The organism is Blautia sp. SC05B48 (assembly GCF_005848555.1).
GTDB lineage: Bacteria > Bacillota > Clostridia > Lachnospirales > Lachnospiraceae > Blautia_A.
On record NZ_CP040518.1, the window covers coordinates 1990525 to 2011355 of the forward strand.

A 20831-nucleotide genomic window follows, 5' to 3' on the forward strand; every position below is an offset into this window, starting at 1 on the left:
TAAAATTTCAGTAAAAATCCCGTTGATCTGGTAAGACCACTATTGATTTTGGTAAGACCGCGTGCTATAATAGGGAATGTATTGGTAATACCAAAAAGTTTGATATTATGGCAGCATCCCGAAGGCTTCATGAGACGAGACAACATAAGACGAGACAGCTTGAGACGAGACAACATGAGACAAGACAACGTAGGATGAGACAGCACAAGTTGAGGCAGCACAAGTTGAGGCAGCATGAGGCAGGACAGCGTAAGACGAGACAGCACAGGATGAAGGTTACTGTACCCCTGCAGTATTATATAAAGTATGCTGCGGGTCACAGCGTGGGCAGTAACCTGCCGGACATATCAGGAGAAAGGACTTGCGATTATGGGATATGTAAAATGGAGTTATGACACACTGAACCATTTCTGCGGAGATGTTTTTAAAGCATTTGGTTTTTCTGAGGAAGAAGGAAGCATCATTAAAGATGTTCTTCTGACTGCTGATCTCTATGGGATCGAGAGCCACGGAATGCAGAGAATGGTTCGTTACCATAAAGGAATCGAGAAGGGGACTATTCATCCCCAGGCGAAACCGGAAGTTGTTTTTGAGACACCGATTTCTGCTGTGATAGACGGACATAATGGAATGGGCCAGCTGATCAGCCATTTTGCCATGGAAAAGGCAATTGAGAAGGCGAAGACAACTGGTGTGGGAATCGTAAGTGTACGAAATTCCAACCATTTCGGTATTGCAGGGTATTATGCGAACATGGCCTGTCATGAAGGACTTCTTGGAATGGCATGTACCAACTCCGAGGCGATCATGGTACCGACCTTCGGAAGAAAGGCTATGCTGGGTTCCAACCCGATCGCAGTTGCTATGCCTGCAGACCCGTACCCGTTTTTCTTTGACTGTTCGACAACAGTTGTAACCAGAGGTAAACTGGAAATGTATAATAAGATGGGCAAGCCTCTTCCGGATGGCTGGGCACTTGACAAAAACGGTCATGCCAGCAATAATGCACCGGATGTACTTGCAAACATCGTAGCCAAGAAAGGCGGCGGAATCATGCCTCTCGGCGGAAACGAGGAAGTCAGCGGAAGCCATAAGGGATATGGCTATGGAATGCTCTGTGAGCTGTTCAGCTCTATTCTTTCCATGGGCGTTACCTCCGACAAGTGCTGTACATTCCCGGATAAGACCGGTATCTGCCATGGATTTATGGCAATCAACCCGGAGGCATTCGGAGATCCGGATGCGATCCGCAAACATTTTTCAGAATACCTTGAGGCACTTCGGGAGAGTCCGAAGGCAGACGGTCAGGACAGGATCTATACACACGGCGAGAAAGAGGTAGCTGCTGAAAAAGACAGAAAAGAGAATGGCATTCCGGTCAACGACAATACCATGGTAGAGCTTGCTGATCTCTGCAGTTATCTGAAGCTTGATTTTGGTTCTTATTTTGAAGGCTATGAGCTTCCGAAGGACAGTAAATTCTTCGATGGTAATTATTAATTCAGGTAATCCTTTTGAAATGAAATATATCATAATTATCCAAGGAGGAAAAGAAAATGGATTATGCAAAAGAGTCATTAAGACTGCACGGAGATTGGAAAGGTAAGATCGAGGTTGTTACAAGAGTGCCGGTTGAGAATAAAGACGACCTTTCTCTTGCATATACACCAGGTGTAGCTCAGCCTTGCCTTGAGATCCAGAAAGATATCAATAAATCCTACGAGCTTACAAGAAGATGGAATATGTGTCTTGTTGTAACAGACGGTTCCGCAGTTCTTGGTCTTGGTGACATCGGACCGGAAGCAGGTATGCCTGTAATGGAAGGTAAATGTGTACTTTTCAAGGCATTCGGCGATGTAGACGCATTCCCGCTTTGCATTAAGAGCCATGATGTAGACGAGATCGTAAATACTATTTACATGATCTCCGGATCCTTCGGTGGTGTTAACCTTGAGGATATCTCCGCTCCGAGATGCTTTGAGATCGAGAAGAAGCTGAAAGAAAAATGTGATATTCCGATCTTCCATGATGACCAGCACGGAACTGCAGTTATCACACTTGCAGGCCTGACAAATGCTCTTAAGGTTGTCGGAAAGAAGAAAGAGGATGTTCGTATCGTTATGAACGGTGCAGGTGCAGCTGCTATCTCTATCTGCAGACTTCTTCTGAAAGCAGGCTTCAAGGATGTTACACTCTGCGACAGAAAGGGTGCCATCTATGAGGGACGTACAGAAGGAATGAACCCGGTTAAGGAAGAGATGAGCAAGCTCACAAACCTTCAGAAGAAACAGGGATCTCTTGCAGAGATGCTGGTTGGCGCGGATGTATTTATCGGTGTTTCCGCTCCTGGAGCAGTTACAACAGAGATGGTTAAGACCATGAACAAAGATGCCATCATCTTCGCATGCGCAAACCCGATACCGGAGATTTTCCCGGATGACGCAAAAGCAGGCGGAGCAAAGGTTATCTCTACAGGAAGAAGTGACTTCCCGAACCAGATCAACAACGTTCTTGCATTCCCTGGAATCTTCCGTGGTGCATTTGATGTAAGAGCAAGCGATATCAACGATGAGATGAAAATCGCAGCTTCCAAGGCTCTTGCAGATCTGATCACAGATGAGGAGCTTTCTCCGGAGTATATCATTCCGAAGGCATTCGACAAGAGAGTCGGACCGGCTGTCGCAAAAGCAGTAGCAGAGGCAGCAAAAGCAACAGGCGTAGCACGTATCTGATCTTAAGCGCCTGATACGAACCAAAACAGCCCTTCATTAAGAAGAATATATCAGACACCCGTACTCTGTAACCCGGTACGGGTGTCTTTTTGTTTCCCGGCAGGTGGTATTACCCTTTGACAAATGTCCTCTCAGTGAGTACAATAGCAAAAGAATATGATAGGAGGTTAAGCACAGCATGAAACCATGGGAAGCTAATATACGAAAAGTAGTGCCGTATATTCCTGGCGAGCAGCCAAATGAGAGTGGCATGATCAAACTGAATACAAACGAGAATCCATATTCACCGGCTCCGGGTGTTGAGAAGGCGCTGAAGGCCCTTGATGCCGATACCCTGAGACTTTATCCGGATCCGACAGCAGGAGAACTGGTACACAGTATTGCCGCGTTCTACGGACTGAAGGATGATCAGGTATTTACAGGCGTTGGTTCCGATGACGTACTGGCTATGTGTTTTCTCACATTTTTTAATTCAGAGAAGCCGATTCTGTTCCCGGATATCACCTATTCCTTCTATGATGTATGGGCAGATCTTTTAAGGATCCCATATGAGCGCCCGGTATTAGATGAGGAGTTCCATATCCGTAAAGAAGATTATTTCCGTGAAAACGGCGGAATCGTATTCCCTAACCCCAATGCACCGACCGGCGTGGAAATGCCTCTTTCCGAGATCGAGGAGATCGTAGCAAAGAATCCGGAGAGTATCGTGATCGTAGATGAGGCGTACGTGGATTTCGGAGCAGCATCCGCACTGCCGTTGATCGAAAAATATGATAATCTGCTTGTTGTGCAGACCTTCTCCAAGTCCAGATCCCTGGCAGGAATGCGTATTGGATATGCCTTCGGAAATCCGGAGCTGATCAAATATCTCAATGATGTGAAATATTCCTTTAATTCCTATACCATGGATCGTACTACTATCGCAGCTGGTGTGGCATCTATGGAGGATAAGGCATATTTTGAGGAATGCTGCCATAAGATCATTGCAACAAGAGAGTGGACAAAGGCAGAGCTCAGGAAGCTTGGATTTTCCTTCCAGGATTCCAGATCCAACTTTATCTTTGCCACACATGAGAGCTGTCCGGCCAAAGAGCTTTTCGCAGCACTGCGGGAGAAACATATCTATGTAAGATATTTCCCGAAGGACAGGATCGACAATCATCTCCGTATCACCATCGGTACCGATGAGGAGATGAAAAAACTGGTAGAATTCCTGACGGAATATCTGCAGAAATAACAGTTAAGGAGGTATTATGGAAGTACTGGTACAATGGTTTTCACACCACCTTGCACAGTTTATCTCTCCCGAGGGTGCTGTGTTCATCATTTCTATGATCCCGATACTGGAGCTTCGAGGCGGTCTTCTGGCAGCCTCTCTGCTGAAGATATCGGCTGCGAAGGCATTGCCGATCTGTATCGTGGGAAATATTGTTCCGATTCCGTTTATCCTGCTTTTTATCCGGCAGATTTTTAAATGGATGAAAAAAACAAAGACATTCAGAGGTCTGATCACAAAGCTGGAAAATAGAGCTATGGGAAAGAGTGACCAGATCAAGAGATATGAATTTCTTGGACTTTTGCTGTTTGTGGGAATCCCTCTTCCGGGCACAGGAGCCTGGACAGGTGCACTGATCGCCTCTCTTCTTGAGGTGGATATCAAAAAATCCTCCATTGCGATCCTGTGCGGACTTTTTATGGCAAGTGCCATTATGTATATTGTTTCTTATGGAATTGTAGGAAATGTAGTGCATTGACCGACCGCAGAGAAGGAATGTCTTTCTGATCGAAATCGGATTGAAAATAAAGAAATCCCTTACCGGATCTGTAAAATGATATGTGTTCTGTATTCTGGAAACATATCAGATATTGGTAAGGGATTTTTTTATGTGCTTTTACATATCAGGCAGATGTATACCAAGAAGATCCTTACATAAGTCTGCGCTTCAGCATGTCAGCGTTTAAAGCGTATTTCAGAGCTGTATCCCTGGTGATACGGCCTTTTTTATATAATTCCAGAAGGCTCTGGTCCATAGAACGCATCTGCTCCTGACCTGATGTGGAGATCACGCCTTCGATCTGGTGTACTTTATTGTCGCGGATCATATTGCGGATGGCAGGAGTCAGGCGCATGATCTCGAAAACAGGAATGTTGCGTCCGTCCACATCCGGGATCAGCTGCTGGGAGATCACAGCCTGAAGGACCATGGAAAGCTGGAGGGCAATCTGATGCTGCTGGGATGGCTCAAACACGTCCATGATGCGTTCAATGGTGTTGGCTGCTCCCAGAGTATGCAGGCTGGAAAGGACAAGATGACCGGTTTCCGCAGCGGTCATGGCAGTCTGGATGGTTTCATGATCACGCATCTCTCCAAGAAGGATCACATCCGGGCTCTGGCGTAGTGTGGCACGAAGAGAGGTCAGATAGCTTTCAGTGTCGGTACAGATCTCGCGCTGGCTGACGATACAGCGATCATGGCGGTGGAGATATTCCAGAGGATCTTCCAGAGTGATGATGTGGCCTTCCCGGGTATGGTTGATCCGGTCGATCAGACAGGCCATGGTGGTGGATTTGCCGCTTCCGGCAGAACCGGTAACAAGGACCATGCCACGGGTATATTCGGAGATGTTCATCACATCCTCGGGAATGGAAAGTTCTGCAGGATCCGGCAGCCGGAAGGCGATCACGCGGATCACGGCAGCCAGGGAACCACGCTGCTTGTAGGCATTGACACGAAATCTGGAAACACCGGGAATAGAAAAAGAAAAGTCATCATCACCGGTTTCCATAAGACGGGATATATCGCGGTTTTCCGCAAGTCCGTAAATGGTGCGGAGTAAATTTTCTGTCTGATCAGGCATCAGCCTGTCACCACGGTCCAAAAGATGACCGTCGATTTTTTCTGCCAGAGGGCGGCCGGCGATGATAAAGATATCAGAGACACGCCGGTTGGCAGCTTCTGCCAAAAATTCAGGAATAGAGGTATCCATAGGTTTATTCTCCTTTAAATACATTCTGGTGGTTGTCAGGTTGCCAGGATCCGGTAAGCTCTGTGTTCCATTGCAGGATCTGATAAGCAGAAGAGCTTTTTTTCTGCGGGTAAAAAATCTCAAGCACTACAGAAAGCTGTTGTGTCTCGGAAATTCCAACGGAGAAGGAAAGGGTGTGGCTGTGGGGATCCCAGCTGAGATCGTCCCTTGTGTCCGCAAGCTTTTGTACCATGGAAAAATATCCGGTCTCATCGGAAGCTTTTTCCCTGTATTGCTCCAGATCATCATGGATTTCTGAAACGGTTTCCGTGGCGTCTGCGCAGCCGGTGTAATAATTTTCGGTCTGTTCCATAGAATGTCTGGCTGTGTTAAGACTGGATCTGGAGCTTCCAAGAGTAAGCAGAGCAAGTACACAGAGACACAGTACAGAGAAGATAAGAACCAGGGAAGGAATGCCGACAGTTACAAAAAACGTATGCTTCTGCTTCAATGTACAGCCTCCCTTCTGTAATCATCAACAGGAAAACGCAGGGTGATCCGATAAAGCTCATTGCCGTTGGAAAGCTGCTGGAAAGAAAGCTCGCCGGATTTTTCTGAAGAAATATCTGTTTCCAGGATCATTTCACAGGCGGCTTCTCCGGAAGAGCAGCTCTGCCAGTTACGGTTATAATACCAGATCAGGCTGGTGTCCTTTTTGATGCCCCCCGGAAGCAGAGAGAGGATCTGTTCATCGGTTCCGTCAGTGCCTTCCAGTACCTCGCCCACGGAGGTTGTGAGAGCCTGGATCTGGTTCCACTGTTCTGCCTGGAGCCGGCTTTTCCGTGCTGCCGCGAAGATCTGGATGCAGGCAGCTGAGGAAAGTGACAGAAACAAAAGGGCAAGGATCATTTCCATCAGAAAAAGGCTGGTGCCGGAATTATGTCTTGATTTTTTCATGATGCCTCCTTTTGGGCAGTGCGATGAAGCAGGAATTCCGAGCGGATCCCTGTGGTACTTTCCAGGGAAAAGTGGTAAAAACCATTTTCCATTTCCGAAAACCGGAAATCGGAAAGCTGTGAGATGACGGTCCCTGCATCAGAGCTGGCCTGAGAGCCTTTTGCAGTGAAAAGCTCCATCAGACTGTCATTCTTCAGGTAAATATACGTGATATATTCTTTTCCTTTGATATCGTCCCGGAAACAAAGAGCCGGAATATCATCCAGGGAACCGGAAAAAATCTCATCGCCGCGGTCGTGCTGCCGGAATTTGGTAGTCAGATAAGTTGCTGCGGTCCCAAGCTCGGAATCGGAGTCAGTCTGTTTCACAGTCTGCTGGTAAATCCGGGCGGAAAATAGCAGCATTAGTATAAGGAACAGAACAAAAACACCGAAAAGAAGAAGCGAAAAAAGAGAAGAAACGGAATGTCCGGTGTTCTTCCGGTGATTCATGAGACATTCCCTCCTTTCACACTGCCGGACAGAGCGATTACACTGATAGATGGCAGGAGATTGGAACCGTTAGGAACATATTCTACTACGAATTTGGTTTTGTCATAAGTGATATGATAATCCGAGAGAAGCTGGGACAGGCTTTCTGGGTATGTACCTGTGAGGGCATAGGTGCGGATAGCGCCGTTTTTCAGCGCCTGCTCCAGAGCGCTCTGTTCTTTTTGCACAGCCTGGTCGGAGGTGCTGCTGACACCTGCCACAAACAAGGTGCAGGATAAAACCAGAAGCAGCGCCGGAAAGAGAAGAAAAAATGTTCTGAGAAATTTTGTTCTGCGGCTTTCAAAAAGTTTCATACGGTCACCACCTTACATTGCAAAATCTGAGAGGATCCCCAGAAGCGGCATCATGACGGATAAAAGGACCAGCCCCACAAGAAGAGACAGCAGGATCACGATGGTAGGCTCCACAATAGAGACTGCCTGAGAGATCAGATCTATGGATTTTTCGGTGTACTGCCGGGAAAGCCTGCGGAAGGTTTCGTCACTGGAACCGGAATAGAAGGATATCGTGATGAGACGGCCTTCCATGCCGCCGAACAGACCGGATTCTGTAAGAGCCTTGGAAAAAGTTTCTCCGCTATCCAGGATAGAGGAAGCCTTCCGGAGTCTTTCGAGTATCACCGGCTGTGAGATCAGATCCTTTGTAAGCTCCAGGCTGGTTTCCGGGGAAAGTCCGCTCCGAAGTCCCAGGGAAAGGCCCTGGGTCAGACGACTGTAATCCATGGCAACCGGGATCTCACGGAAAAACGGGAGATGGATGTCCATTTTTCGCAGCTGGCTGTGGCCTTTTTCCGTAAGACTGAAAAACAGGATGCAGCTAATGAGGACTGCGGCGAGGATCAGAAAAACAGAGGAATACCGGCTGATCACGTTGCCCGCATTCAGAAGTCCCCGGGAAACCCCGTTCATTTCCATTCCCATCTGGTTAAATACCTGTTGAAATACCGGCAGGACTTTTATCAGAAGGACCAGGATCACAACAGCCATCATGCCAAGCATGAGCAGCGGATAAGTGACTGCAGACCGTATCTGTCCGGAGATTTCTTCCTCCTGTTCATAGTGGGAACTGAGACTTTCCATGATCTCATCCAGGCAGCCGGTTTCCTCGCCGGTCCGGACATAGGCGGTCATGGATGAGGGAAAGACCCCGGATTCGTCAAGAGCCCGGGAAAGAGAACCGTTTTCTTCCACAGAACGGATCAGGGGTGTGAGGATTTGCCGGTCTGCATCGGTCTTGCTCTCGTCACAGAGGATGTGAAGTCCTTCAGCTGTGGATATGCCGGAATGCAGAAGCATTCCCATCTGCCCGCAGAAACTGGATAATTCCCGGGCTGTCAGTTTGTTTTTCATAATAATGTCTCCTTTAGTGGGTCAGCGCGTGAACTGTACCGTATAATTGCTTTCATCACCGATATATTCCTGGATCGCTTCATCACCATCACTGTTGGCGTCAAAGGTGGGATCCATCAGCTTCCAGGTGTCTCCGTCAAAAGATACTGCCTTTGTCACCCAGCCTCTGCCACGGATATAAACATCGATCCATGCATGCTTCACATCACCGGAATAGCCGATCTGAAGCTTGCAGGGAATGTCCTGACTGCGGAGCATTGCAGTAGTCAGTGCAGCGTAATCGAAACAGATCCCTGTGCCGGTGTTTAAAGTATCATCTACATCAGGAAGATAACCGGCTTCGACAGAATCGGCTTTGTCATAATCGTAGGAAATATGACTGGTAACGTATGTATAGAAGGTTTTCAGGATGTCGATGTCGGTCATGTCCTCTTTGACAAGAGAGGCTGCCAGTTTGCAGGCTTCACTTTTGGAAGAAAAGTCCACGTACTGGTTTGGATACAGAAACGGAAGAAATTCATTCTGAAGCTTTACTGTGAGCGTTTCCGTGTAAAGGGCGGCATACTGGTTTCCATCTACCTGCTGATAGCAGGTGATGAGATACTCACCGGAGCCTTCGGAAAAAGGAAGTACCGCCTGTTCATCTGGTTCCAGAAAATAGGAATAGACCACACCGGAGGGAGCGGTAAGCTGAATGTTCATGCGGGAATCATCGGAATCGGATTCTGCAGTCAGATATCCCTGATCCTGATTGGAAATATCCAGGATCAGAGGGGAGCTGCCCAGTGTTTTTTTGCCGGGGGCCTCCGGGGTGAGGACTCTGGCCGGAGAATATACCGGAGGTTCTTCATCGGAGGAAGGAGAATTTCCGCAGCCTGCCAGCAGGATTCCGAAAAGCAGCCATACAAAAAAGAGACGGACTGGTAAAAATTTTGACATGGTTTCCGTTCTCCTGTTATATCATGCTTTCTTTTTGAACAGTATAGCAGATTCCGTGAAAAAAAGACAGGAGCAAGGCTCAAAATGCAGGGGAAAATGTTGACATTTCAGGGAAAAAAACATATACTATACATATAAGGGCAAACCTGTTGAAAGACAGGGACGCAAAGCCATGGGTCTAAGGTCCGAAGGATGACTATGACAGCCGGTTGCCGCATTAAATTCCGATTTAATGACGTATTCAGATAACATCTATGAACAAGGATATGTGTTTTGATGCGGCCGTTTATTTTGTTAGAATAAGCGGTTTTTTTGATGCCTAAAATCCGGTTTGGGGTGGAAACTGAAACGTCGGCTTTCAGAAAGGTGTGAATGATATGAAAAGAACAGATATTCGTAAAATTTTTACAGGCAGGAAAAAAGCTTTGGCAGGATGTCTCGCAGCTGTTATTGTACTGGCAGGTGGCTTTAATGTCTGGCAGTCGTCACAGGTTCCGGAGTTTCCGGATTTTACAGATCCGGTAATGGAAACTACCATCACAGAGGATGACACTCCACTTGCTTCAAAACCGAAGGTGACTACCAAAACGACTTCAAATACCAAGACAACCAGAAAAAAAGTTAAGCTTAAAAAAGCGGCAACCAAGACTTATACCAAGAAGCTTCCGACTACCAATAAGAAGAGTACGACCACAAAGAAAACAAACAGAAATACAACCGTAAAAACATTAAAGACAGTTAAGACTGCAACAACACAGAAATACACAAAGAAATCAAAAACAGCCGTTCAGACACGGAAAGTGACTACAACCATTCAGACGACCACAACAGTCAGGGCAGCTGCAGGTACTGCCGGCAAAGTGAATGCAGCTTCCACAAAAGAAGTAGAAAACATCAGCATGGACAGCAAATATTCAGTAAGCAATATTGCTTCCATTGCACCGAAGATGGACAGCAGGGTGCTCAATGCCTACAAGAAGCTTGGATTTACTGTAACGGTTGATCCGTCTGTTAACTACGGAGGCTGCTTTAACGCACATTCAAGAAGCATCATCCTTCGTTTTGAAAATGAGACAGTCTACCATGAACTGGGACATTTCCTTGCTTTTGTTGCGGGAAACGTAGACAGAACAAGTGCTTTTGCTGCAGTTTATAACAGCGAAAAATCCAAATTTACAGGTATCAACAGAAGCTATGCAACGCAGAACAGTTCAGAATATTTTGCAGAATCAGTGCTTGAGTATGTAACAAGCCCGTCAACACTTAAGAGACAGAGACCAAAGACGTATGCAGCGATCGTGGAGGCTCTGAATAAAATTACCGATGAACGTGTCCAGAGAGTCATGGATATATACGGACCGTTCTGGAGCTAAAGAAGAAGCATACAGAAACGTTGGATCTGTCCGGGAGATATCTCCCGGGCAGATTTTTTTCTTTTTTGTGAGAAAAGTATAAAAAAAATGTCGATAAATATTTCTTGCAATAGACTCTATAAGGTGTGTATAATGAAACATAAGCTGAAAACATGCTTTCATTCAAAAAAGTGCAGCCATGTCAGGTTGTATCTGATTCCATAAACAACAAATATATAATTTATCAGATTTAAGAATAGAGGATTTAATATGAGAGAAAAGTATGAATCATTGTCTCTGGCGGTGCTGAAGGATCTGGCAAAGGCGAGAGGGATGAAGGGGATTTCTACTCTGAGAAAACCGGCACTGATCGAGCGGATGCTGGAGGAGGACGCCAAAGAGTCCGACAGAGGAAATTCTGAAGAAGTACACAAAAGTACACCGGCAGAAAATACTGCAAAAGAAAAAAGCTATGATTCGGAAAAAACAGAATATCGTACCCGTCCGGCAGGGGAAGGTCTTCAGGAGCAGCGGAAGGAATATCGTAGTGATAAGAATGAGCAGGAACACAGAAACACAAATATCCGCAGAGAGTACAATCGTGAATATAACCGTGAATATAACCGGGAATCTGTAAGGGAGAACGGGAATGTCCCGTCAGAATCTACCCAGCTGGACAGTGGTGAAAAGGCTAACGGGATCCTTGAGGTTCTTCCGGATGGATATGGCTTTATCCGATGCGAGAATTATATGCCGGGTGAGAATGACATTTATGTGTCTCCTTCCCAGATCCGACGTTTTAATTTAAAGACCGGTGATATCATCCAGGGAAATATCCGCATTAAGACTCAGGGAGAGAAGTTCAGCGCCCTTCTTTACGTATCTTCCATTAACGGTTTCCATCCGAGTGAGGGACAGAGACGATATAATTTTGAAGATATGACACCAATCTTTCCGAATGAGAGACTTGTCATGGAACGTGCAGGCGGCACAACGGCCATGCGTATCGTGGATCTGATCAGTCCTATCGGAAAGGGCCAGCGAGGAATGATCGTATCTCCGCCAAAGGCAGGTAAGACAACCCTTCTGAAAGATGTTGCCAAATCTATCCTCAGGAATAACAGAGATATGCATCTGATCATTCTTCTGATCGATGAGCGCCCTGAGGAGGTTACCGATATCAGAGAGGCGATTCAGGGACCGAATGTGGAAGTGATCTATTCTACCTTTGATGAGCTTCCGGAACATCATAAGAGAGTTTCCGAGATGGTTGTGGAGCGTGCGCGCCGTCTTGTAGAGCATAAACAGGATGTGATCATTCTTCTGGATTCGATCACACGGCTTGCCAGAGCCTATAATCTGATCATCCCGCCAAGCGGAAGAACCTTATCCGGTGGTCTTGACCCGGCGGCTCTCCATATGCCCAAGAGATTTTTTGGCGCAGCCCGTAATATGCGCGAGGGCGGAAGCCTGACGATTCTGGCAACCGCACTTGTGGATACCGGAAGCAAGATGGATGATGTTATTTATGAAGAGTTCAAGGGAACCGGTAATATGGAGCTTGTCCTGGATCGTAAATTACAGGAGAAACGGGTATTCCCGGCCATTGACATCCAGAAATCCGGAACCAGAAGAGAGGATCTGCTTCTCAGCAAGGATGAACAGGAAGCGGTTTATATTATGCGGAAAGCTCTCAACGGAATGAAAGCGGATGAGGCAGTAGAACAGATCCTGAATACCTTTGCCAGAACCAGGAACAATGCAGAACTGGTACAGACTGTAAAGAAACAGAAATTTTTATAAAGTCCTTGCATTTTATGGAAAGCTATGTTATACTTAGCAAGCTGTTTAAAATGGAATTCGTCAATTGAATACGAATAATATTAAAATATATAGAGAGGTGAAAATCATGAGAGAAGGAATCCATCCGAACTACTATCAGGCAACTGTAACCTGCAACTGCGGAAATACTTTCGTAACAGGTTCTACTAAAGAGGACATCCATGTTGAGATCTGTTCCAAATGCCATCCGTTCTACACAGGACAGCAGAAGGCTTCACAGGCTCGTGGACGTATCGATAAGTTCAACAAGAAATACGGCCTGAGTAAGTAATTATTGCGAATACAGGAAATGAGAAGGTTGAGGTTGGGAAATCTCAACCTTTCTTTAACTGAAAAATTTTTGATTTGCACAGGAGAGAATGAATGAGATCATCGAATATTGGCGGACAGGCGGTCATGGAAGGCATCATGATGCGTCACAAGGACAAATATTCTATTGCAGTGCGCCGCCCGGATCAGGAGATCGAGCTGAAGGTAGAGGATTATAAATGTATCTTTGGAAATCATGCATTTCTGAAGAAACCGATCATCCGCGGTGTGGTAAGCTTTGTGGATTCTCTTGTGGTAGGTACGAAATGCCTGATGTATTCTGCGGAGATCGCAGGAGACGAGGAAGATGAAGAAACAGCCAGGAAGAACGAGCAGCTTACAGAAGCAGAGCGTTCTGCAAAGAAAGCCAAAGAGGATAAGCAGTTCAAGTGGCTTCTTTACATTACGGTAGCTGTCTCCATGGTGGTTTCTGTAGCTGCTTTTATGTTCCTTCCGTATGTACTGGCCAGTCTGATCCGAGGGGCAGGTGCTTCGGAATTTCTGGTCACCGTAGTGGAAGCTTTTGTGAAACTGGCACTGTTTATGGGATATATGTTCCTGATCTCCAGAATGAAGGATATCCAGAGGACATTTATGTATCACGGTGCGGAACACAAATGTATCAACTGTGTGGAGCACGGTCTGCCTCTGACGGTAGAGAATGTGTTAAAGAGCTCCAGGCTTCATAAGCGTTGTGGAACAAGCTTTTTGTTTCTGGTCATGCTGGTAAGTATTGTGCTGCATTTTGTGTTTGTGGCGGTGCCGTTTTACTGGGTGAGACTGCTGGGAAGACTTCTCATGGTACCGGTAGTTGCGGGGATTTCCTTTGAGATCATCCAGTGGGCAGGAAGAACAGACAGTAAATTTGCGGACATTATGAGTAAACCAGGTCTTGCCATGCAGAAATTCACCACAAAGGAGCCTACTGCAGATATGGCAGAGGTAGCCATCAAAGCAGTTGAGGCTGTTTTTGATTGGAGAGCCTATCTGAAAGAGGAATTTGACCTGGACATCCCATATGAGACAGAGGAGACAGAAAATGCAGACTCTTGAGTCCCTTCTGAAAAAAGGTACAACAATACTGAAAGATAATGGATTGGAAGAAGCCGGGCTGGATGCCTGGCTCCTTCTGGAATTTAAGACCGGAAAGAATCGGGCATACTATTTTGCGCATGGAGACGAACCGGTGTCTGATGAGACCGCAGCAGAGTATCTTACGCTGATCGGCAGGAGGGCAGGACATATTCCTGTACAGCAGCTGACTCATCAGGCTTTTTTTATGGGATATGAGTTTTATGTAAACGAAAATGTGCTGATCCCGAGACAGGATACGGAGACTCTGGTGGAAGAGGCTTTGAAACACCTTGGAAATGTGGAAAAACCGGAGATCTTGGATATGTGTACCGGCTCCGGCTGCATCCTGCTCAGTCTTCTTCTGGAACGGCAGGATGCCTGTGGGACCGGTGTGGATGTTTCGCCGGAAGCACTGGAAGTGGCAAAAAAGAATGCCGGTATTCTAAAGGTGGAGAACCGGGCGGACTTTGTGGAAAGCGATCTGTTCTCGGCACCGTATTTTTGTGAAAAAGGTGGAAAAGATAGTGGGAAATATGATATCCTTATTTCAAACCCGCCTTATATCGCAACAGAAGAAATTGAAACACTGATGGAAGAAGTCCGCCTCCATGATCCGAGGAAGGCACTTGACGGAATGGAAGACGGGCTTTATTTTTACAGAAAGATCACCGCAGAAGCCGGAAGGTACCTGAAACCGGGCGGATGGCTTCTATATGAGATCGGCTGCACCCAGGGGGAGGCGGTCAGTACAATGATGAAAGCAGCCGGTTTTACCGGGGTTCAGATCGTAAAGGATCTGCCGGGCCTTGACCGTGTGGTGCTTGGACAGAAACAGGAGGAAATACATGTTTGATAAACTGGATGATCTGCTGGTACGTTTTGAAGAGCTTCTCAATGAGCTGGGAGAACCGGGAGTAACCGACGATCCGGCACATTTTCAGAAGTTGATGAAGGAACAGAGCGACCTGCAGCCAATCGTTGAAGCATATAAAGAATATAAGAAAAACAAGGAAACCATCGAGGACAGTCTTTCCATGCTGGAGAGCGAGAAGGACGAAGAGATGCGTGAGATGTTGAAGGAAGAGCTTTCCGATGCAAAAAAGAGAGTGGAGGAGCTGGAGCATGAGCTGAAGATCCTTCTTCTTCCGAAGGACCCTAACGACAGCAAGAACGTTATCGTTGAGATCCGTGGAGGTGCAGGCGGTGATGAGGCAGCACTTTTTGCAGCAGAGATTTATCGTATGTATGTGAAATACGCGGAGTCCCGCCGCTGGAAAACCGAGATGCTCAGCCTCAATGAGAACGGCATCGGCGGCTTCAAGGAGGTTACCTTCATGATCAAAGGTGAGGGTGCATATTCCAGACTGAAATACGAAAGCGGTGTTCACCGTGTACAGCGAGTACCGGAGACAGAGTCCGGCGGAAGGATCCATACCTCTACCTGTACGGTAGCGATCATGCCGGAGGCGGAAGAAATTGATTTCCATCTGGATCTCAATGAGTGTAAATTCGATGTGTTCCGTGCATCCGGAAACGGTGGTCAGTGTGTCAACACCACAGACTCCGCAGTACGTCTTACTCATATCCCTACAGGAATCGTGATTTCCTGCCAGGATGAGAAGTCTCAGCTTAAGAACAAGGATAAAGCACTTCGTGTGCTCCGTTCCCGTCTGTATGAGATGGAGCTTGCAAAACAGCATGACGCTGAGGCAGAGGCAAGGAGAAGTCAGATCGGTACAGGCGACCGCTCCGAGAAGATCCGTACCTATAACTTCCCTCAGGGACGTGTAACAGACCACAGGATCAAGCTTACCCTTCACCGTCTTGAGAATATCCTTAACGGAGATCTGGATGAGATCATTGACAGTCTGATCGCAGCAGACCAGGCAGTGAAGCTGACAAAGCTGAATGAACAGGAGTAAGCGCTGATTACAGCTACAGAGTTCAAAAAATTATAATAAATCAGGAGGAAACGAAAATGAAAAAGACAGCATTGGTGATCATGGCAGCCGGTATCGGCAGTCGTTTTGGAAAAGGAATCAAGCAGCTTGCACCGGTAGGCCCGAAGGGCGAGATCATTATGGACTATTCCATCCATGATGCACTGGAGGCAGGATTCAACAAGGTCGTATTTATCATCCGCAAAGACCTTGAAGATGAATTCAAAAAGGTAATCGGAGATCGTATCTCCAAAATTACAGAAGTTGCTTATGCATTCCAGGAGATCGACGATCTTCCGGGCGATTTTACAAAACCGGCAGACCGTACCAAACCATGGGGAACCGGACACGCTGTGTTGGCAGCAAAGAAAGTCCTTTCCGAGCCATTCGCTGTTATCAATGCAGATGACTACTATGGAAAAGAAGCCTACGTAAAGGTGCATGACTACCTGGTACAGGATCATCCGCAGGATGGCCCGATGCACATCTGCATGGCAGGTTTCCGCCTTGGAAATACATTAAGTGATAACGGAAGCGTCACAAGAGGAGTGTGCCATATTGAGGACGGCAAGCTTGTAGGCGTTACAGAGACACATAACATCTTCAAGACAGCAGACGGCGCAGAGACAAGAAATGACGATGGTACAGCAGAAACACTGGATACAAAGAGCCTTGTTTCCATGAATATGTGGGGACTGACACCGGAATTTATGGAGATCCTTGAGAAAGGCTTCGTTGAGTTCCTTGGTGGGATCAAAGAGGGAGACATCAAAAAAGAGTATCTTCTTCCTGAGCTTATCGACCAGCTGATCCATTCCGGAAAAGCAGCGGTAGATGTTCTTGAGACAAAGGACGAGTGGTTCGGTGTTACTTATCAGGAGGATAAGGCATCTGTACAGGCTGCATTCAAAAAGCTTACAGATGACGGCGTTTATCCGGAAGGACTGTATCAGTAATAAAGGAGAACATTATGGGTAAATATTTCGGAACAGATGGTTTTCGTGGTGAAGCAAATGTAAAACTTACGGCAGATCATGCATTTCGCGTGGGACGTTATCTCGGCTGGTATTATGGCAGAGATCACAAGGCGAAGATCGTGATCGGCAAGGATACAAGAAGAAGCAGCTACATGTTTGAGTATGCCCTTGCGGCAGGACTTACCGCATCCGGCGCAGATGCCTATCTGCTTCATGTAACCACAACTCCAAGTGTATCCTATGTGGTACGTACAGAAGATTTTGACTGCGGTATCATGATTTCCGCAAGCCATAATCCGTTTAATGATAATGGGATCAAGGTCCTTAATGAGAACGGGCAGAAGATTTCCGCAGATATTGAAGCACGTATTGAGGCATATCTGGACGGTGAGATTGAGGAACTTCCGCTGGCAACCGGAGAAGATATCGGCTGTACTGTGGATTTTGCATCCGGAAGAAATCGTTATATCGGACATCTAATCTCTATCCCATGCCATGATTTCAAAAATATCAAGGTTGGACTGGATTGCTCCAACGGAAGCTCATCCGCCATTGCCAAGAGTGTTTTTGACGCACTTCGTGCAAAAACCTATGTGATCAACAATGAGCCAAACGGAACCAACATCAACCGTGGCTGCGGTTCCACACACATTGAAGTTCTGAGACAGTTCGTGGTAGATAAAGGTCTGGATATCGGTTTTGCATATGATGGTGACGCAGACCGCTGTATCGCCGTAGACCACCGCGGAAACATCATTGACGGTGACAAGATCATGTATGTGTGCGGCAAATATTTAAGAGAGAAAGGCCAGCTCAACGGAAATACAGTTGTAACAACCGTTATGTCCAATCTTGGTCTTTACAAGTCTCTGGAGCGTGAAGGCATCGACTATGAGCAGACAGCAGTTGGTGATAAATACGTTGCCGAGAACATGATGGAAAACAATTACAGTATCGGTGGTGAACAGTCCGGACATATCATCTTCAGCCGCTATTCCGCTACCGGTGACGGGATCCTGACTTCTCTTATGATCATGGAGGCATGTGTGGATCAGAAGGCCACACTCTGTGATCTTGCAAAGGAGATGAAGGTTTATCCGCAGCTTCTCAGGAATGTGCGTGTTTCCGACAAGAAAACAGCACTGGAGAACGAAAAGGTAAAAGCAGCCATTGAGGCAGCTGCGGAGGCACTTGGCGATGACGGACGTATCCTGGTACGTGAGAGCGGTACAGAGCCGCTGATCCGTGTTATGGTAGAAGCGGGAACGGATGATCTTTGCCATAAATATGTGGACAGTGTTGTTGATGTGATGGAAGCCGAAGGGCTTGTTGTAGAATAAGGAATTCCATGAAAAAAACAAAGACCGTATTGATTCTTGCAGCTGTTACAGGAGTTTTGCTTCTGGGCGGCTGCGGCAGTGAAAAAACAAAAATATATGAACAGGCCGGAAAGGATCTTTCCCAGGGAAGCTACAAGTATGCCCTGGAGGAGTACCAGAGCTCTATCCAGAACGGAGTGAAGCTGGCACAGTCCTATCGTGGGGCAGGTATCGCAAGCCTGCGTCTTGGCAAATATGAGGATGCGGTGAATAGCTTCACGGAAGCTCTGAACTGCGATAAAGTAAGCAAAAGCCTTCGTAAGGATATCCTGTCCTATCGGGCTACTGCAGAGCTGAAGTCTGGAAAATACGAGGATGCCATGGCAGACTGTCAGACACTTGGAGAAGATTTTTCCATGGATGCAGGCAGTTATTTCCTCACCGGAAAGGTTGCCCTTGCCATGGATTCCTACGAAGAAGCTGCATCTAACTTCAAACAGGCTTATGGAGAAGATTCCACCTATGATATGGCAATCGAGATCTATGAGGCATATCTGGACAAGGATATGGAAGCGGACGGGACCAGATATCTGGAAGCTGCTCTTTCTTCTGAGGCCAAGGATGCCCAGGACCACTGTGACAGAGGCCGTGTCTACTATTATATGGAAGACTACAGCAACGCAAAAAAAGAGCTTCTGGAAGCAACCAAGAAGGATAATACGGAAGCATTGCTTCTTCTGGGAATGGTATATCTTGCCCAGGATGATGTGGAAAATGCCCAGGCAATGTACAAGCAGTATATTTCCGCAGTGGGTGATTCCGCCAAGGGCTATAATGGCCTGGCACTGTGCGATATCCGAAGCGGAGATTATGATTCCGCTCTTGATAACATCACAAAAGGCCTTCCGACAGCTGCCACAGACGAGATGCAGAGCCTCCTGTTCAATGAGATCGTAGCCTATGAGAAAAAGCTGGATTTTGCTACTGCACTGACCAAGGTCCAGGAATATATTGAGATGTTCCCTGAAGATTCCGCTGCAAAAAAAGAGCGGGCTTTCCTGAAAACCAGAACGTCTTCGGAGGGCTGATATGGAATATTTTGAGGAAATACAGGACAGGGTTATCCTGATCGGTGTTCAGGCAGATCGGGGGGATGACATGGAGGAATCCCTGGATGAGCTTGGAGAACTTGCGGCTACGGCAGGTGCGGCGGTTGCAGGCAGGATCATTCAGAATCGTGAGGCCGTACATCCGGGAACCTATATCGGAAAAGGCAAGATCGAAGAGGTAAAAGGTCTTCTCTATGCCCTGGATGCCAATGGTGTGATCTGTGACGATGAGCTTTCTCCTGCCCAGATGAATAATCTGGAACGGGAGCTGGAGTGCAAGGTTATGGATCGTACCCTGCTGATCCTTGACATTTTTGCGAAGCGTGCTGTCACAAGTGAAGGCAAGATCCAGGTAGAGCTTGCACAGCTTCGTTACCGGTCTGCACGTCTTGTGGGACTTCGTTCTTCTCTTTCGCGACTTGGAGGAGGAATCGGAACCAGAGGCCCCGGTGAGAAAAAGCTGGAGACAGACCGTCGTCTGATCCGGAACAGGATTTCCGCACTAAAGCAGGAGCTTTCCCAGGTGGAAAAGCACAGAGAGCTGATCCGTTCCAGAAGAGCTGTGGGAAATCTGAAGACAGCAGCCATTGTCGGTTATACCAATGCAGGAAAGTCAACGCTTCTGAATACACTGACAGGCGCCTCGGTGCTTTCGGAGGATAAGCTGTTTGCCACACTGGATCCGACTACCCGTCTTCTGACGCTGGATGACGGACAGCAGCTTCTTCTTACGGATACCGTAGGCTTTATCCGCAAGCTTCCGCACAATCTGGTGGAAGCCTTCAAGAGTACTCTGGAGGAAGCCAAATATGCGGATTATATCATTCATGTGGTAGATGCATCCAATCCTCAGGCGGAGATGCAGATGCATATCGTATATGAAACCCTGAAAGAGCTTGGTGCCCTGGGAAAAAAGACGATCACACTTTTTAACAAGCAGGACCGTGTTTCCGGGGAGAGCTTCCGGGATCTCCGGGCAGACCATACGCTGAAGATTTCCGCACAGACAGGAGAAGGGCTTGAGGAATTTAAGCAGCTTCTTTCGGAGATCCTAGCAGAAGGACAGATTTATATGGAACGGCTTTTTCCTTATTCGGAGGCCGGTCAGATACAGCTGATCCGTGAGTATGGACAGCTTCTTTCGGAAGAGTATACCGAAGGCGGGATTGCTGTAAAAGCAAGAGTTCCGCGGGAAATCTATCCGAAAGTCACATAATGTTAAAATATCTACTCAGTACCATATATAGTACCGTGAACAAAACGGGCACTATATATGGTGCTTTTTATGTTGACGCAAAGAGGCGTGTCTGATACAATAAGCCTACAGCGCTTTGAACACAGATCGTGAAACGGAGTGTGTTCGTAAGCAGGCAAGTGAGGCGGAATGGAATATCCGCTTATAAATAAATGCATG

Annotated in this window: 21 protein-coding genes and 1 riboswitch; of the genes, 14 read left to right on the forward strand and 7 right to left on the reverse strand. The window is 46.9% G+C overall.

From position 1 onward, the window contains the following. Positions 1-369 precede the first annotated feature (369 nt). The 4 genes from EYS05_RS09140 (at position 370) to EYS05_RS09155 (ending at position 4486) form a co-directional block, all read left to right on the forward strand. Complete coding sequence (locus tag EYS05_RS09140) at positions 370-1500, forward strand: Ldh family oxidoreductase (protein WP_138277052.1); 1131 nt, start codon at positions 370-372, stop codon at positions 1498-1500. A 56-nt stretch (positions 1501-1556) separates the two neighbouring features. After that, on the forward strand, positions 1557-2732 hold the full coding sequence (locus tag EYS05_RS09145; protein WP_118512602.1) for an NAD(P)-dependent malic enzyme: 1176 nt from the start codon (positions 1557-1559) through the stop codon (positions 2730-2732). Positions 2733-2910: 178 nt separating this feature from the next. Then, positions 2911-3969 (forward strand): histidinol-phosphate transaminase, encoded by a 1059-nt coding sequence (gene hisC / locus EYS05_RS09150; protein WP_138277053.1) that lies wholly within the window; start codon positions 2911-2913, stop codon positions 3967-3969. Positions 3970-3985: 16 nt separating this feature from the next. Further along, the gene (locus tag EYS05_RS09155) at positions 3986-4486 is read left to right on the forward strand and encodes a COG2426 family protein (protein ID WP_118512600.1); all 501 of its coding nucleotides are present in this window, start codon (positions 3986-3988) and stop codon (positions 4484-4486) included. A gap of 172 nt (positions 4487-4658) precedes the next feature. Here the strand turns inward: EYS05_RS09155 and EYS05_RS09160 are convergent, their stop codons facing one another. Genes EYS05_RS09160 through EYS05_RS09190 form a run of 7 tightly spaced genes read right to left on the reverse strand, consistent with a single transcriptional unit; the run spans position 4659 to position 9495 of the window. Further along, positions 4659-5720, reverse strand: a complete 1062-nt coding sequence (locus EYS05_RS09160; RefSeq protein WP_138277054.1) for a type IV pilus twitching motility protein PilT — start codon at positions 5718-5720, stop codon at positions 4659-4661. A 4-nt stretch (positions 5721-5724) separates the two neighbouring features. Next, positions 5725-6210 carry a hypothetical protein gene (locus tag EYS05_RS09165; RefSeq protein ID WP_138277055.1) on the reverse strand — a complete coding sequence of 162 codons (486 nt, stop codon included), beginning with the start codon at positions 6208-6210 and terminating at the stop codon, positions 5725-5727. Next, positions 6207-6656, reverse strand: a complete 450-nt coding sequence (locus tag EYS05_RS09170; protein ID WP_138277056.1) for a hypothetical protein — start codon at positions 6654-6656, stop codon at positions 6207-6209. Before EYS05_RS09170 ends, EYS05_RS09165 begins: the two co-directional genes overlap by 4 nt. Continuing rightward, the gene (locus EYS05_RS09175) at positions 6653-7147 is read right to left on the reverse strand and encodes a DUF4860 domain-containing protein (RefSeq protein ID WP_118623368.1); all 495 of its coding nucleotides are present in this window, start codon (positions 7145-7147) and stop codon (positions 6653-6655) included. The genes EYS05_RS09170 and EYS05_RS09175 overlap by 4 nt, the downstream gene beginning before the upstream one ends. Beyond that, a complete protein-coding gene (locus EYS05_RS09180) occupies positions 7144-7500 on the reverse strand; it encodes a hypothetical protein (protein ID WP_138277057.1) in 357 nt (118 codons plus the stop codon). The genes EYS05_RS09175 and EYS05_RS09180 overlap by 4 nt, the downstream gene beginning before the upstream one ends. Positions 7501-7512: 12 nt before the next feature. Then, a complete protein-coding gene (locus EYS05_RS09185; protein WP_138277058.1) occupies positions 7513-8556 on the reverse strand; it encodes a type II secretion system F family protein in 1044 nt (347 codons plus the stop codon). Positions 8557-8577: 21 nt separating this feature from the next. After that, positions 8578-9495: a transglutaminase-like domain-containing protein gene (locus tag EYS05_RS09190; RefSeq protein WP_174235841.1), complete on the reverse strand. Its 918-nt coding sequence runs from the start codon at positions 9493-9495 to the stop codon at positions 8578-8580. A gap of 129 nt (positions 9496-9624) precedes the next feature. Next, positions 9625-9712, forward strand: a riboswitch (cyclic di-GMP riboswitch). Positions 9713-9872: 160 nt separating this feature from the next. On the opposite strand from EYS05_RS09190, the gene EYS05_RS17685 reads away from it, so the two are divergent. The 10 genes from EYS05_RS17685 (at position 9873) to hflX (ending at position 20633) form a co-directional block, all read left to right on the forward strand. After that, on the forward strand, positions 9873-10868 hold the full coding sequence (locus EYS05_RS17685; RefSeq protein WP_243119072.1) for an anthrax toxin lethal factor-related metalloendopeptidase: 996 nt from the start codon (positions 9873-9875) through the stop codon (positions 10866-10868). Between the two features lie 249 nt (positions 10869-11117). Further along, on the forward strand, positions 11118-12650 hold the full coding sequence (gene rho / locus EYS05_RS09205) for a transcription termination factor Rho (protein ID WP_138277059.1): 1533 nt from the start codon (positions 11118-11120) through the stop codon (positions 12648-12650). Positions 12651-12756: 106 nt separating this feature from the next. Then, the gene (gene rpmE / locus EYS05_RS09210) at positions 12757-12960 is read left to right on the forward strand and encodes a 50S ribosomal protein L31 (RefSeq protein WP_118512592.1); all 204 of its coding nucleotides are present in this window, start codon (positions 12757-12759) and stop codon (positions 12958-12960) included. Positions 12961-13052: 92 nt separating this feature from the next. Further along, positions 13053-14051, forward strand: a complete 999-nt coding sequence (locus tag EYS05_RS09215) for a DUF1385 domain-containing protein (RefSeq protein ID WP_118623376.1) — start codon at positions 13053-13055, stop codon at positions 14049-14051. Further along, a complete protein-coding gene (prmC, locus tag EYS05_RS09220; protein ID WP_138277060.1) occupies positions 14038-14925 on the forward strand; it encodes a peptide chain release factor N(5)-glutamine methyltransferase in 888 nt (295 codons plus the stop codon). Before EYS05_RS09215 ends, prmC begins: the two co-directional genes overlap by 14 nt. After that, positions 14918-15994, forward strand: coding sequence for a peptide chain release factor 1 (gene prfA, locus EYS05_RS09225; protein WP_118512589.1), 1077 nt, complete (start codon positions 14918-14920; stop codon positions 15992-15994). Before prmC ends, prfA begins: the two co-directional genes overlap by 8 nt. 56 nt (positions 15995-16050) lie before the next feature. After that, positions 16051-16968, forward strand: coding sequence for a nucleotidyltransferase family protein (locus EYS05_RS09230; protein ID WP_118512588.1), 918 nt, complete (start codon positions 16051-16053; stop codon positions 16966-16968). A gap of 14 nt (positions 16969-16982) precedes the next feature. Continuing rightward, positions 16983-18329 carry a phosphoglucosamine mutase gene (gene glmM, locus EYS05_RS09235; RefSeq protein ID WP_015526146.1) on the forward strand — a complete coding sequence of 449 codons (1347 nt, stop codon included), beginning with the start codon at positions 16983-16985 and terminating at the stop codon, positions 18327-18329. A gap of 8 nt (positions 18330-18337) precedes the next feature. Then, entirely contained in the window at positions 18338-19396 is a 1059-nt protein-coding gene (locus EYS05_RS09240) for a tetratricopeptide repeat protein (protein WP_118512587.1), read from the forward strand. A gap of 1 nt (position 19397) precedes the next feature. Continuing rightward, positions 19398-20633 (forward strand): GTPase HflX, encoded by a 1236-nt coding sequence (gene hflX, locus EYS05_RS09245; protein ID WP_118512586.1) that lies wholly within the window; start codon positions 19398-19400, stop codon positions 20631-20633. Positions 20634-20831 lie beyond the last annotated feature (198 nt).

Excerpts from the sequence above, each read along its gene's own strand:
- EYS05_RS09140 (WP_138277052.1), top strand. The coding sequence starts at position 370 with ATGGGATATGTAAAATGGAGTTATGACACACTGAACCATTTCTGCGGA.
- EYS05_RS09145 (WP_118512602.1), top strand. The coding sequence starts at position 1,557 with ATGGATTATGCAAAAGAGTCATTAAGACTGCACGGAGATTGGAAAGGT.
- hisC (WP_138277053.1), top strand. The coding sequence starts at position 2,911 with ATGAAACCATGGGAAGCTAATATACGAAAAGTAGTGCCGTATATTCCT.
- EYS05_RS09155 (WP_118512600.1), top strand. The coding sequence starts at position 3,986 with ATGGAAGTACTGGTACAATGGTTTTCACACCACCTTGCACAGTTTATC.
- EYS05_RS09160 (WP_138277054.1), bottom strand. The coding sequence starts at position 5,720 with ATGGATACCTCTATTCCTGAATTTTTGGCAGAAGCTGCCAACCGGCGT.
- EYS05_RS09170 (WP_138277056.1), bottom strand. The coding sequence starts at position 6,656 with ATGAAAAAATCAAGACATAATTCCGGCACCAGCCTTTTTCTGATGGAA.
- EYS05_RS09175 (WP_118623368.1), bottom strand. The coding sequence starts at position 7,147 with ATGAATCACCGGAAGAACACCGGACATTCCGTTTCTTCTCTTTTTTCG.
- EYS05_RS09180 (WP_138277057.1), bottom strand. The coding sequence starts at position 7,500 with ATGAAACTTTTTGAAAGCCGCAGAACAAAATTTCTCAGAACATTTTTT.
- EYS05_RS09185 (WP_138277058.1), bottom strand. The coding sequence starts at position 8,556 with ATGAAAAACAAACTGACAGCCCGGGAATTATCCAGTTTCTGCGGGCAG.
- EYS05_RS09190 (WP_174235841.1), bottom strand. The coding sequence starts at position 9,495 with ATGTCAAAATTTTTACCAGTCCGTCTCTTTTTTGTATGGCTGCTTTTC.
- EYS05_RS17685 (WP_243119072.1), top strand. The coding sequence starts at position 9,873 with ATGAAAAGAACAGATATTCGTAAAATTTTTACAGGCAGGAAAAAAGCT.
- rho (WP_138277059.1), top strand. The coding sequence starts at position 11,118 with ATGAGAGAAAAGTATGAATCATTGTCTCTGGCGGTGCTGAAGGATCTG.
- rpmE (WP_118512592.1), top strand. The coding sequence starts at position 12,757 with ATGAGAGAAGGAATCCATCCGAACTACTATCAGGCAACTGTAACCTGC.
- EYS05_RS09215 (WP_118623376.1), top strand. The coding sequence starts at position 13,053 with ATGAGATCATCGAATATTGGCGGACAGGCGGTCATGGAAGGCATCATG.
- prmC (WP_138277060.1), top strand. The coding sequence starts at position 14,038 with ATGCAGACTCTTGAGTCCCTTCTGAAAAAAGGTACAACAATACTGAAA.
- prfA (WP_118512589.1), top strand. The coding sequence starts at position 14,918 with ATGTTTGATAAACTGGATGATCTGCTGGTACGTTTTGAAGAGCTTCTC.
- EYS05_RS09230 (WP_118512588.1), top strand. The coding sequence starts at position 16,051 with ATGAAAAAGACAGCATTGGTGATCATGGCAGCCGGTATCGGCAGTCGT.
- glmM (WP_015526146.1), top strand. The coding sequence starts at position 16,983 with ATGGGTAAATATTTCGGAACAGATGGTTTTCGTGGTGAAGCAAATGTA.
- EYS05_RS09240 (WP_118512587.1), top strand. The coding sequence starts at position 18,338 with ATGAAAAAAACAAAGACCGTATTGATTCTTGCAGCTGTTACAGGAGTT.
- hflX (WP_118512586.1), top strand. The coding sequence starts at position 19,398 with ATGGAATATTTTGAGGAAATACAGGACAGGGTTATCCTGATCGGTGTT.